General features: G+C 70.3%; 15 protein-coding genes. All 15 read right to left on the reverse strand.

Annotation, left to right across the window (positions count from 1 at the left end; all coding sequences use genetic code 11):
* Positions 1–188: 188 nt before the first annotated feature.
* Positions 189–341, reverse strand: coding sequence for a hypothetical protein (locus VKA29_RS18725; RefSeq protein WP_324787004.1), 153 nt, complete (start codon positions 339–341; stop codon positions 189–191).
* Between the two features lie 55 nt (positions 342–396).
* Positions 397–1,308, reverse strand: coding sequence for a hypothetical protein (locus VKA29_RS18730; protein ID WP_324787005.1), 912 nt, complete (start codon positions 1,306–1,308; stop codon positions 397–399).
* Positions 1,309–1,372: 64 nt separating this feature from the next.
* Positions 1,373–2,506 (reverse strand): hypothetical protein, encoded by a 1,134-nt coding sequence (locus tag VKA29_RS18735; protein WP_324787006.1) that lies wholly within the window; start codon positions 2,504–2,506, stop codon positions 1,373–1,375.
* Positions 2,507–2,568: 62 nt separating this feature from the next.
* The gene (locus VKA29_RS18740; protein ID WP_324787007.1) at positions 2,569–3,759 is read right to left on the reverse strand and encodes an AAA family ATPase; all 1,191 of its coding nucleotides are present in this window, start codon (positions 3,757–3,759) and stop codon (positions 2,569–2,571) included.
* Between the two features lie 27 nt (positions 3,760–3,786).
* Positions 3,787–4,137, reverse strand: coding sequence for a hypothetical protein (locus VKA29_RS18745; RefSeq protein ID WP_324787008.1), 351 nt, complete (start codon positions 4,135–4,137; stop codon positions 3,787–3,789).
* A gap of 230 nt (positions 4,138–4,367) precedes the next feature.
* Positions 4,368–4,928, reverse strand: coding sequence for a hypothetical protein (locus tag VKA29_RS18750; RefSeq protein WP_324787009.1), 561 nt, complete (start codon positions 4,926–4,928; stop codon positions 4,368–4,370).
* A 176-nt stretch (positions 4,929–5,104) separates the two neighbouring features.
* Positions 5,105–5,341, reverse strand: a complete 237-nt coding sequence (locus VKA29_RS18755) for a hypothetical protein (RefSeq protein ID WP_324787010.1) — start codon at positions 5,339–5,341, stop codon at positions 5,105–5,107.
* Entirely contained in the window at positions 5,338–5,565 is a 228-nt protein-coding gene (locus VKA29_RS18760; RefSeq protein WP_324787011.1) for a DUF7681 family protein, read from the reverse strand. Before VKA29_RS18760 ends, VKA29_RS18755 begins: the two co-directional genes overlap by 4 nt.
* A 3-nt stretch (positions 5,566–5,568) precedes the next feature.
* Entirely contained in the window at positions 5,569–6,438 is an 870-nt protein-coding gene (locus VKA29_RS18765) for a GH25 family lysozyme (RefSeq protein ID WP_324787012.1), read from the reverse strand.
* Between the two features lie 13 nt (positions 6,439–6,451).
* A complete protein-coding gene (locus VKA29_RS18770) occupies positions 6,452–7,264 on the reverse strand; it encodes a hypothetical protein (protein WP_324787013.1) in 813 nt (270 codons plus the stop codon).
* A gap of 63 nt (positions 7,265–7,327) precedes the next feature.
* Positions 7,328–7,636 (reverse strand): hypothetical protein, encoded by a 309-nt coding sequence (locus VKA29_RS18775; RefSeq protein ID WP_324787014.1) that lies wholly within the window; start codon positions 7,634–7,636, stop codon positions 7,328–7,330.
* Positions 7,637–7,803: 167 nt separating this feature from the next.
* Positions 7,804–7,989 (reverse strand): hypothetical protein, encoded by a 186-nt coding sequence (locus VKA29_RS18780; protein ID WP_324787015.1) that lies wholly within the window; start codon positions 7,987–7,989, stop codon positions 7,804–7,806.
* A gap of 1 nt (position 7,990) precedes the next feature.
* Positions 7,991–10,363 carry a hypothetical protein gene (locus tag VKA29_RS18785; protein WP_324787016.1) on the reverse strand — a complete coding sequence of 791 codons (2,373 nt, stop codon included), beginning with the start codon at positions 10,361–10,363 and terminating at the stop codon, positions 7,991–7,993.
* Between the two features lie 2 nt (positions 10,364–10,365).
* On the reverse strand, positions 10,366–11,454 hold the full coding sequence (locus VKA29_RS18790; RefSeq protein ID WP_324787017.1) for a hypothetical protein: 1,089 nt from the start codon (positions 11,452–11,454) through the stop codon (positions 10,366–10,368).
* A 1-nt stretch (position 11,455) separates the two neighbouring features.
* Complete coding sequence (locus VKA29_RS18795; protein ID WP_324787018.1) at positions 11,456–12,385, reverse strand: hypothetical protein; 930 nt, start codon at positions 12,383–12,385, stop codon at positions 11,456–11,458.
* Between the last annotated feature and the right edge of the window lie 7 nt (positions 12,386–12,392).

The following is a 12,392-nucleotide window of genomic DNA, read 5'->3' on the forward strand; positions in this document are numbered from 1 at the left end:
CGGGTGTGCTGAGGCCGATGCCCATGAGGGGTATCGCGACGGCCAACGCCGCGGAGCGCGCGCCCCACTTGCCGAGCGGGACGGCGGGGGTTGCCCGCCGTCCCGCACCGGCTGTTCTCGGGTCGTTCGAATGGTGTGGCACATCAGCGCCGGGCGGCCGGCCAGGTGCCGCCGTCCGGCGCCGACCGTCACAGCCCCAGCTCGTCGAGCGCCAGCAGCTCCTCGACGCCGCACGCGCCGTCACCCTTCGGCGCGGAGCACCGTTCCGTGGGGTGAACGTCGTGACCACACCCGATGCACTGGCCGGCGGCCCTGCGTGCGATTACTTCCAGCGACCCCATCGACCCGCTCCTTCCTGTCGGCCATCCTCTTATTCTAGTCGCATTCATGGGGAGGTCAAGAATTTTTTCCGGGCGGCGGCTCACCGTGGCGTGCCCTCTCCCGCCCTTCACGGGCCGCCTGGCGGGCTGCCAGCCGCGCCGCCGCCACATCCTGGGGCCGCTCCTGCGCGACCCGCTTGGCGCGGGCCAGCTCCTCCTGGTAGCTGCGGAGCCACTCCTCCTGCGCCTGCCGCTCGGCCTCCGCCTTGTCCCGTTCGCGGGCCGCGCGACCGGCACGCGGGTTCGTGCCGCAGGCGCGGCAGTTCGCAGCCGGGACCGGATGCCTCTGGCAGCCAGCGGGAGCGGGTTCCCCTGCGGCGCCAGCCGCGGGGGGTAGGGGGGAAGGAAGGACAGAGGAAGAAGAAGGAAAAGAAGGGGTTCCACCGGTGGAACCCACTGGGTTCCACGGGTGAGACCCAGTGGGTTCCACGGGTGGAACCCTGCCCTCGGCCTCGTCAGGGTTCCACTCGTGGAACCCTGCCTCTCTCACTCCTTCCCCGGCAGCCAGCGCGCGGGCGTCGATGTCCTCGTGCGTCATGCCCGGCGCGGACGGTGCCGCCCGGGCCACGCCCGTGCGCGCCTTGCGCGGGTTCTTGGGAGCCGAGTCGGCCATCGTGAACCGGGCGTCCAGCTCGTCGTTGGACGGGATCGCCGGCACGCCCATGGGGAACACCCGGTAGACCGCGCGGCGGCCCGCCTTGCCGACCTCCACGCGCTCTATGAGGCCCTTGGCGACCAGCTCGGTGACGATGGTGATGCACCGCTTCTCCGTCACGCCGACCCACGCCCGCAGTCGGCGCAGGCCCGGCTTCGACAGGCGCGTCTCGTCGTCGGCTGAGTCGCAGATCTTCATCAGCGCCAGCTTCTGACCCTGGGTCACCACGTCATCGGGCAGGTACGCGGCGACGACCATCAGGTGAATGGACAACGGAAGTTCCCTCCACGGGCACGCCGCCGCCCGCCCCGGCCTGGGGCGGGCGGCGGCCGTCCGATCAGGCCTTGAAGGGCCGCACGATGATGGTCTGGGGCGTGGTCTCGGAGGTCTTCACCTCAGGCACTGCCAGGCCCGCCGCCTTCAGGTTGTCGATCATGCGGTTCTCGTCCGGCACCATCGGCACGGGAATCTTCGCGTCCTCGTGGAGGTCGACCATCGCCTCGACGTCGACAGCCCACTTGGGGTTCCCCCCGCCCCAATCCAGCTCGTTGCGGCCGTACGCGCCCGCCGGCGAGGTTGCCAGCATCGCGCGGGCCTTCTTCTTGATCCGCTTGCCCTCGGTCTCCAGCTCGTGGCCGCGCACGTACTCCGCGAGGGCTTGCGCCCGGTCGGCGTCGTCGTGGATGAGGGTCGTCTGCACCGGCGCTCCGGGCGTCTTGGGCAGCCCCCAGCACGCCGTCATGAACGGGCAGTAGTCGCAGATGGAGTCCAGGCCGGGCCCGTCGAAGTCCCTCCGGGCCTCCTCCGGGCTGTTCAGCTCCAGCACGCGCTGCACCCACCAGCGGGCGCGGGAGGCCTCCATCGGGTCGAAGGGGATCTCCTGGATGTACTCCTCGCCGTTGTCCCGGTTGACGAAGCGGAAGCGGATCCGCTCCACCGGCAGCGGGCCGAGCTTGGCCAGGTACCGCTGGCCGGGCACGTCCTCGAAGCCGACCGTGCGCAGCAGGTCCGCGTACAGGTACACCTGACGCAGCTCGGCCGCCGTCGCCCCGTAGCGGCGCACCTTGTCCCACAGGAACGTCGTCTTCGTCTTGACGTCCTCCACTGTCAGGACCTCGGCGTGCACCTTGGGCCGGTGGCGGGCCGGAACGCGGCGGGCGGTCTCCTCGTCGAGCTGCACGGCGTCGATGTGGCCCCTGATCGTGTCGTCGGCGACGGCGCGCTCGACCAGCCAGCCGTACTCGCTGCGCGCGGCGCCGAGCAGGCCCTCGTGGATGTAGGTGCCGAGGATCGCGGCGCGCTTGTCGGTCTCGTCGGTCGGCGGGGTCCCGGCGATGATGTAGGCGGCGCGGCGCTCGCAGACGGTGTCCGATGCGCCGAGCTGCCGCTGCAGCGAACGGGGTCGTCTGGCGTCGACGTCGTGGGCGGCCGTCCACAGGGACGGAACGCTCTCCACAAGCTGAGCAGTCACAGCAACTCCTGAAGTTCGGGGGCGGGCCGGGCCGTGGGAGGCCCGGCCCGCGGGGGAAGGGGTCAGCGCCGGGCGGCGGCGGTCTTGGCGGGCGTGCGCTTGGCCGGCGTGCGCTTGGCGGCCGCCTTCTTGGCCGGGGCCTTGCGGACGGGGCGCCTGTCCGGGTCGGGCTCGCCCTCGGGCTCGGCGTCGCCCTCCTCGGCCTTGCGCTCGGCGGCGGCCCGCAGCCGGTCGGCGTCGGTCACCGGCCCCTGGCCCATGTCCGTGGGCGGGTTCTCGATCTCGGCGACCAGGCGCTCGATCGCGGCGCGGATGGAGACGACCTCGGCGCGGGTCAGGCCGTCGTCGTCGGCGGCCTCCCACCACAGCTCGCGCAGCTTCTCGACGTCCTTGAGGTCCGCCACCTCGTGGTCGTTCAGCCAGCCCTGCACCCGGTCGCCGACGAGCGCGGGCATCTGGCGGGGCTGCGAGGCCAGCGAGCAGCCGAGCCGGTTGAACACCAGGTCCTCGATGGTGAAGTCCGGCAGGTCGAGCGGCCGGCCGTCCTCGATGCGCAGCTTCAGCGAGCGGGCCTTGATGACCTGGGGTGCGCGGCCGCGCCGCATCCGCACCCACACCGAGCAGTCGAAGGCGAGGTCCTTCTGCGCCTGGACCTTCCACTCGCGCAGGACGCGGCCGCGGTTGTCCGTGACCGGCTTGCCGCTGTCGTCGATCGCGGAGATCAGCTTGCCGCGCGCGGTGATGATGGCGATGCCGGGGAACGTCTGCAGCAGGTGGATGACCTCGAACCACCTCTCGGTGGCGTCGTTCCACAGGTTCATCCCCACCTCGACCGAGGCGTCGGGGTCGTCCTGCAGGCGCTTCGCGTTGGCCTTGCCGCGCCGGGCCCGCTCGTTCGTCCAGGTCTTGAGCATCCGCCACAGCGCGGTCCCGGAGTCGACGGACAGCACCACCGGCGGTTCGCCGGCGAGAGCAGCGCGGCGGGCCTCGTCGTGGACGGCGCGGATCTGCTCCAGGATGTCGCGGTAGGTGCCGTCGTGGACGATGATCTCGTAGTCGGCGCCGTCGATGGCCGCGTACTCATCGGCGCTGCCTTCCGACAGGTCGACCCAGTACATCTGGCCGATGCGGTCGGAGGCGGAGAACTCGGCGGCCGAGTAGGTCTTTCCGGCGCCCTCGTCTCCTTCGATGAGGATCAGCGGCCACGGCACGATGCCGGTCGGCTTGCGGGTCTTCAGCTTGATGGTGCCCATCGGGCCTGCTCCAAGAGGTTGTTGGTCTCACGCAGCGCGCAGGGCCCTGGTCTCGAACAGGTGCACCCACTCGGGGTGGCGTTCGATCAGGAGCCGCACGTACCGGCTGCGGAAGTTGCTGTTCAGGCGGAAGGCGTCGCCTTGGGTGGCCTGTCCGTACCGCCAGCGCAGGAGCTCGAAGAGCATCCCGATCCCGACGCGGGTGAAGCCGTCGGTGACGCAGTTGGCGGTCAGCACCTCCAGGTGCCGCAGCACCCACGGGTTGAGGGCGTGGAACGCCTCGAACCGTTGCTGGATGGACTGGCCGGGGTCGGCGTTCGGCTGCTGGACGGGCTGGATGTCGTCCAGGCCCGGCAGTTGTTGCTGGTGAATGGGCACAAGACCCCCGGAAGTGCAAACACCGCTCCAATGGTGTGGCACATCTTTCAGGATGGGTCTGGCGTGATCAACCAGTTCGCGGCCAGCAAGCCGGCGTTCCCCGGTCGGCGACCGGGCGGTGGCCGAGGTGGCGCACATCGTTCCCCCAAAAGGCAAGAGCACCGGCCCACTCCGGGCCGATACTCTTATTCTAGCCTCATTTTGGGGTTTGCGCCGCTTGTTTATGCAGGTCAGGCGGCCTTCGCGGCGCGGCCACGGGGGACGATCACCGAGCCGGGGCCGGTGTAGCGGCGCTGCCGCAGCGCCGCCTCGACCTGCGGGACGACCGCCCACATCACCGTGCGGGACTTCGCCTGAATCTCCGGCGCCGCCTCGATCAGAGTGTCCAGCAGCCACAGCGGCGACCCGGACAGGTGGTAGTCCGCCGGCGTGAACCGGCCCTGCCGCACCACGGCCGACAGGTTCTGCTGACTGCTCAGCCCGAACAGAGCCGTCGCCTCCTGCAGGCCCACCAGCGGCGGCACATCGTCCACGGTGCGCGCCCACACCCCAGGCTCCTGTGCGGCCACCAGCCGCTGCAGAACCCGCTCGTCGACGTCCTTGGGCCGCGGCGTCATCTGCCCGAACCCCCGCGCGAACGACAGCAGCCAGTACGGCGACCCGGACACGATCACCGCACGCTCGTAGTTCAGCACGCCCCGTGCCACCCACTGCGTGACCTGCGTGGGCTTCACCCCGTACAGGGCGGCGAACTCCTGCCTGCCGGCCAGGAACGGCTTCCTCCCCGCCACGACCGGACCCCCTTCTCAACTGGACTGCCATTAGATTCTAACCAGCGGGCGCCGAAGCCGCCCGCGAGCGCGCGTCCAGGAGAGCCGTCCGAAGAGGCTGTTACGCTGAAGCCTCCAAGAGGCCGAGGCCCCCACCGCGTGCGGTGGGGGCCGTGGTCTTTCCCCACGCAGCCGCGTCACACGGCCAGGTCGTACTGCGGCGGCCGGGCGTAGCCCAACAGCCATCCCCACTTCGGGGACACGTAGTGCTCGGCCAGCCGGAACACCGCGTAGTAGCAGAACGCGGCCGCCGGGATCAGCACCTGGGACAGGGCCTGCGCGTCCAGGTGCAGGCCGTGCTCGGCGGCCAGGGCGACCAGCCAGCCGACCAGCGCCGGGACGGCCGTACGGATCAGGGACAGGTACAGGTTCACGGCTGGGGCTCCTTCGGCTGGCGGGCGATCGCAGCATTCGCCCAGAACATGGTTTCCTCGAGGCGGAACATGGCCGACTGCTTCTCCGCGCCGGCGGGCAGCTCGGAGTGCAGCATCAGCGCCAACTGCAGGCACGCGGACCGGATGTCCTCGTGGGCCTGGCGGCGCTCGTCGGTGTCGGCCGGGTGGAACGTGAACCGGCGGATGACGTCAGCGGCGTCCACCAGTCACTTCCGGCCGTAGGCGAGGGTGAACAGGAACGCCCACCCCTTCGGGCCGATCGCCGCGTCGTGCGGCTTGCCCTGGGAGCGGAACTGCGGGTCCGCGTCGAAGAAGCGGCTCACACCGCCCTCCGTCCGCTTCCCGTAGTGGTCCGACAGGTCGGCGTCCGAGATGTGCAGGAACCCGGCCGCGCGCAGTGCCTTCTGCAGCGGCTTCGCCGACGGCGTGGACTTGCCCGGCGCCAGACCCTTCGGGAACGGCGGCGGCACGTACGGCTTCGACGTCGGCGGCTTCGGCTTCGGCGGCTCGTCCACCGGCGGCACTCCCGCCCAGTCCTTCCACGCCTGCACCGACGCGAAGTTGCACACGTCGACGTCCTGCCCGCGCTTGATGCCGTATTGGTGGATCACCCACGAGTGCTTCACGCGCGGCTTGCCCGCCGCGGCGCCCGGGTCGGCGATCCACAGGCCGTCCCCGCACTCGGCGGTGGTGTCGCGCCGCTTCCAGAAGTCGAGGTTGCAGTACAGGATCACCCGCAGGCGCGGGCACAGCTTCTTCACGGCCGCCAGGAAGGCGTCCTTCTCCGCGCACGTCGCCGCGCTGTGCGCGGTCGTGGTCTCCCAGTCGCACGCCAGCACGTCGCCGGGCCGCGGGTCGGCGCAGCGGACGAACCACTCGGCCTGCGCCTGGATGTGTCCCGGCCACAGGAAGTGGTACCAGCCGACCTGCTTCCCGCCGTCTCGCGCGGCCTTCTCCTGGGCGTCGCGCCGCGGGTTGGCGTAGCTGCGGCCCTCGGACGCCTTGATCAGGACGACGTCCACGCCGCCCATGTCCGGATGCGCCTGCAGACTGCTGATGTCGATGGCCTTGAGCATCGGTCCGGTCTCCCTACTTCCGCAGTTGAATGACGTCGATGTAGCGGCGCAGCCGCTGGTAGGTGGCGAGCGTCATCAGCCCGTCACCGTGGTCGCCCCACGACCGCGACCAGGAGTTCCGGAAGCGGATGACGGTGAACTCGGGATCGACGCGGCCCGCGTGGTCCTGGACGACGCGCTCCAGGCCCACCAGGTAGATCTCGTGACCGCCGGCCAGCGGCGAGTACTGCCAGTCGCCGCCGTCGACGAACCCGTACCGGTCGGGCTCGAACCACGCTTTGAACCACGGCGTCCCGTAGAGCAGGCCCCCGGTCTGCAGCAGCGACGCCACCGCCGTGGCGTTGGTGGCGTGCCGGTAGTGGCCGGCGATGCCGCGCCGCTTCAGCACCTTGGCGATGGCCAGACCGGAGCTGCCGGTGTCGGACGGCGGGAACACGCCGGGCGCGTCGTCCAGGCCGGTCGCCTCCGCGTACAGGCCGATCGCCCACTCCTCGGCCGCCTGCGCGTCGGCGAGGACCAGCCCGGCCGCCCGCGCCTCCGCGCCATCGAGGAGCAGCGACGCTGCGGCCGTCCCCGCGTTGCCGGTGCACGAGCCGAGCGCGTCGACGTCGGCCGCGCCGGCGATGACCTGGGACAGGCGGATGCCCTGCGCGGACAGGTCCCCTTGGTCGAGGACCGGGATGCGCGGGGTGTGCTGGACAGGCTTGAGGGGCTCCCCGGTGTGCTCGTGCACGAACTCCAGGGAGCGGCCGTCGAGGACCTGGTGGCGGCCCAGCTTCGTGTGGTGTGGATAACGGTGGGTCAGGGTGCCGTGAGTGATGGGCACGTCCGGTGCCGTTTCTCCCCCGCGCCGGACGAATGTGGAGCATGCTGCCGCGATGGTGTGCCGCTACGGGCTGGCCCCCACCTTGCTGGTCAGCCACAACTGCAGCAGGCCGAGCAGTAGCGGCGCGACGAACGCCGACACCAGCCACTTGCGAGTGTTCGCCGCCTGCTGTTGGTCCGTCTCGCGGACCCTGGCGGCAGTGCGCTGCGCTTCCTCCGTGGCGGCCAGCCGCTGATTCACCAGCCGCTGATCCGCCTGGTAGACCTCCTTGGAGACGGTCTCCTCGAAGCGGGCGTTCATCGCCGCCAGGTCGCCGCGCAGGTCGTCACGCAACTGCTGGATGCCGTGGTTCTGGTCTTCGCGTAGCTGCATCAGTGCGCGGTGCAACTCCCACAGAGTGGGCTCGGCGCTCGGCGGCTGTGTCACCGCGCACTCCTTGGGATTGGCGTGCCCCCGCGCCACGCATGAGTCTACGGGCACACGGCGGCGCGCGTCAGGCTGCAGCGCGAGCTGCGCGGCCTGTCGCGGCGCCGGCGAGATCAGGCCGTTGTGGCCTGCACGATGTCGGTGACCGGTTGACCGCACTGCCCGCAGACGGCATTGAACGTCGGTGGTACCGGGCTGGGGTACATGGGGACCCCCGTGTAGGTCACGCCCTCGACGGGGCATCCGACGGTGTGGCAGGTGGCGGACACGAGCACCGGCTGTAGTTCTTCGTTGGCCATTTCAGACTCCGATCAGGAGGTAGTCGACGTTCGTCGCGGTCGTGTTGTTCCGGGTCGCCCAGATGGTCGCGGAGGTGCTGCTCAGGTTCGTGACGCCGACGCCGAGGACCGAGGTACCGGGAACCGTGGTGGACGGCGTGGCCAGGCCGCGAAACGTGGAACCCCGGATGGAGAGTCCGGTCACGGTCACGGATGTCGGCACGTTCGCTGCTGAGGGCGTGATCTGCACCCGCCCCCAGGCGAAGTTCCTGGGCGCGAGGATCCCGCTCACGTCCACGATCATGTCCGGGCCGCCGCTAGTGCCGTCCCATTCCAAGGAGATGAAGGGTGCGCCGTTCCCGGAAGCGAGCGGGCTGTCCCCGCTGGCCAGGATGATGTGCGCCTGCGCGCCGCCCCCGATCATCCCGGACTGAAGATCCAGGGTGCCGCCCGATGCCTTGCCGGTGATGCCGGTGGGCACCACCTGCGACAGGCCCGGCGAACCGAAGGTCAGCTCCCCCGCCTCCAGACGCGAGTAGAGGGTCCCGTCTGCCGACGTGGTCTGGAACCCCGCCTGCCCGTCCCCGATGTCCGGCGCCATCAGTGCGGCCACCGAGCCGTTGGCGCGTACGGCCCGCACCACAGCACCAGTGATCGTCTGTCCGTCGATCGATCCAGCCGTGATGTTGCTCGCGGTGATGCCGCCGCTTTCGACGACCTCGACGGCGTACATGTCGATCTCGACAGTGCCGGTGCCCTGCTGGTAGTTGGCGTACAGGAACGGCGTGATGTAGCGGACGCTGGAGTGCAGTTGAGCGGGAGCGTTGGCGTTCGGGGCCGTCGTGCGGACGGGGGCGCTCGAGGTGCCCTTGATGTAGCCGGTGTACGTCGTCCAGCCCGCGCCAGCGACCAGGTTCGCGCCGTCGACGGCCACGTAGAACTGGCTGGACTTCGAGTTGGCGCCGGTGTTGTTCACGAACGTCACCCCGTCGCCCGCCAAGCCGGCCACGCCCGCGTACAGAGTCTGATTCGTGCCGGGTGTCGAGTTGGCGACCGTCTGCCGTATCCGCAGACTGACCCGGTACGTCACGGACGGGTCGAACGGGATCTTCACGTCGGGCCGGTAGGCGCCCTGCACGTAGCCCACGCACTGCATCACGTTGCCGCCGGCCTGCGAGTCCGCGACGGCGACCGTGGTCATCGTGCCGCCCGGGTTCAGCCACTTCGACGCCGAGTCACCGAAGTCGTACCACTTCTGCCCCACGGCCCCGACCAGGCCGACGGTCAGCCGGTCCACGGCGATGGTTCCCGCCTTGATGCTCGCCGCGTCCAGGGTGTTCGTCAGGATCGATCCGCCGTGGATGGTGGTGGTCTGCGGGATCTGCCCGGCGCCCATCTGGGTGGGCGGCAGGGTGACCCCGGCACCGATAGCCCCCGTCACCGTGCCGGCGCTGCTCGCGGAGGCGACGGTGCCGTTCACGTTGCCCGCCGAGATCACCAGGCTGCTCGCGTCGATCTGCGACGCGGTGATCATCCCGACAGTGATCTTGCTGGCGTCGATCGAGGAGATCACGCCGGAGGCGGCCGTGATCGTCCCGGCGCTCAGCTTGTCGGCGGTGAGGGTGTTCGCGGCGATCTCGTTGCCGGTGATGCTCAGGCCCTGGATCTGCGCGGCGGTGATACTGGCCGCCACGAGCCGGTCGGCGTTGACCGTACCGGCCTTGAGGACCAGGCCGTCGATCTCCCCCGCGACAAGCTTCGGCGTACTGACCGCACCGTCGGCCAAGACGGTCCCGTCCACCGCGCCGGCCTCGATCTTCGCCCGGGTGACTGCGCCGTCGGCCAGCGCCAGCTCGGTCACGATGCCGTTCAGGACCTCCTGCGCGACGACCGGCGCGGGCCCGACCGGTCCCGCCACGGCGGACGGCTCGGAGGCTGCGCCGGACGTCGACACGCACACCAGCCGCACCCATACCGGCACGCTCGCGGGCACCGTCATCGAGCCGCCAGAGGTGGCGTAGAACCCGGAGAACAGGGTGTCGCCGGCGGTGAAATCGGCGCTGGTGGAGACGTGCACGGCCACGTACGCGAAGTCGGTCGGGGCCGGACTGCCGCCAGCGAACGTGCCGTCCCAGGTGGCGGCCACGCCACCCAGCACGGAAACGAGGGTAGGCGCGGCCGGGACGGGCGGGGGCGGGCCGTTGACGGCGGCCATGCCGACCGTGCCGTCCTCCTGCAGACCGATGCTGCCACGCAGCAGCCCGTCACTGTCGTAGATGCCGATGGACCCGTTCTCGATCGAGGAGTTCGCCAGACGGCTGGACCGCGCCAAGTCGCGCACCAGGCGCTCCAGGTTCGCGATCCGGGCCGCGAGGACGGAAACCGTTTCTGCCACGTTCAGCCTCCGTAGATGAAGGAATCGGCGGGCGCGACGCTCACCGTCATGCGCTCCTGCTGGCCCCCCTGCGCCGGCGTGAGCGTCCATCCGGTCACTCGCAGCCAGCCGTCGTAGTCGGTCCACTCGTCGTGGACCTGCACCCACACGTCGTCACCCACCTGGAAGGAGCCGAAGCGGGCCGCGGGGTGGTCGATGAGGGTGACCTGCTCGACCGTGCCGCGCTTCTGACGGGCGATCCGCCCATGCCGGGCCTTCGCCGCCAGTTGGTCCGTTCCCTTGATCGAGGGCAGGTCCAGAACCTCCTCCAGGCGCAGCCGGCCGTCGCGCACAGCGTCCGTCGCGCGCCGCCGCGCCTGCCCCTCCCCCGAGCCGAGAGCCACCACGACCTGCGCGTACGCGTCGCCGTCGTAGATGACCGGCTGGGCCTCGGCGATGTTCACCCCCGTCGAGAACGAGACGTCGGTGCGGCGCGTACCCAGGCGGGGCCAGCCGAGCTGAATACGCCTTTCGGGCACCCCGCCCGCCCACGCCACCTGCTCGGTCCACTCCGGGCCACCGAACACGGCGACCGCATCGGAGACGACATCGGCGAGGGCGGGTGCCTCCCACCAGGTCGTCGCGTACGGCTCCTCCGGGGTGCCGATCTTCGCCTTCGAGGTTGTCGCATCGACCACCACGCCCAGGTCGCCGTCCGGCTGGGACTGGCAGTACGCCCACACGTCCTGGATCACTGTGCACGGGTCGCCGTACGTGTAGGGGCCGCGCCCGTTCAGATTGCCGTGCACGTCGTGCCGCTTGGCCAGGTAGGACCCGAACCCGGCAGCCTCGATGGGGTACTTACCGCCCTCTGGCTCCGCCCTCCAGATCAGGCCGCCCCACATCAGCCGCGAGTCCCGCTCGGCGAAGACCAGCGTGTTCCCGGGGTCGACCATGCTGCCGAGCAGATGCGACAGGTGAGGCTCCAGCGTGGCCTGCATCGCGCCGGGCCCGTTCAGCTCCGGGCCGTAGGAGACGTCGCTCAGCGGCAGATCCCACGCCAGGACGCTGCCGTTGACCGCATCGCACGTCAGGTACCGGTAGGAGGGCACGTCAGATCACGCCCTCCTCGAACTCGACGTCCGCGATGAGGGACGTGCTGCCGTCGACGCCGAGGTTGCCGGTGTCGCTCCTGGACATGTACGTCTGCAGGTACAGGTTCTGAGAGGAGCCCCGCATCTGCCAGGGAATCGCCATGCTGTCGGCGATGACGACGGTGTTGCGGCGGGTACCGGTGCCCTGGTCGTCATCGATGGCCGTGTCCTGGCCTGTCACCGTTCCGAAGCACTGCTGCATGTGGGCGTACACGTTCGCCGTGGTGAGCCGCAGCCCGGCGATCGTGGTGACGATCTTCGCGCTGACCGCCCAGCTCGGCACAACGATGGACCAGTTGGCCGCCCCAGGCCACCTGTGCCACTGGTTGTCGGAGTAGGTCAACTGGGCGAGGGCGCTGGGGAAGGCGGTGTAGAGCTGCCGCTCCCTGCGAGGGTTCGCGATCCGCCGCAGGTCGGTGATCATCGCGTCGGTGACGGTGGCGCAGTTCACCGGCAGCGCGATCCGGGCAAGGGGTATCGCGGTCATGCCCGACGGCGGCTGCGTCGCCGCCGCCGACACGTTGGACACCACGTCGAAGAAGCCGATGTCGTCGGTGGCGGGGTTCAGGCTGCCCTCGTACTCGGGGTCCAGGACGCGCAGCACCACCATGTCCGTGCGAGGTGTCGCCCCCGTCGGGGCGATGCTCACCAGGGCCGTGCCCACGTTGTACTGCGTGTACGAGCCCTGCCCCCAGGCGGCACCGCGCACGATTCCGGAGCCGTCGCTGATCTGGACCCCGGCTCCCGGGGTCGTCTGCTGGCTCACCCTCAGGTCGTTGTACTCGGTCACGCCCTGCGCGCCGCGCGACAGATCGCGGATCATCATGCGCATCGTGCGGGCCGGGTGCGTTCCACCGTTGGTCATCATCGGCGGCTGGATCAGCGTCATCTCATGT

The organism is Streptomyces sp. H51, from assembly GCF_035656535.1.
In the GTDB taxonomy this organism is placed as follows: Bacteria; Actinomycetota; Actinomycetes; order Streptomycetales; family Streptomycetaceae; genus Streptomyces.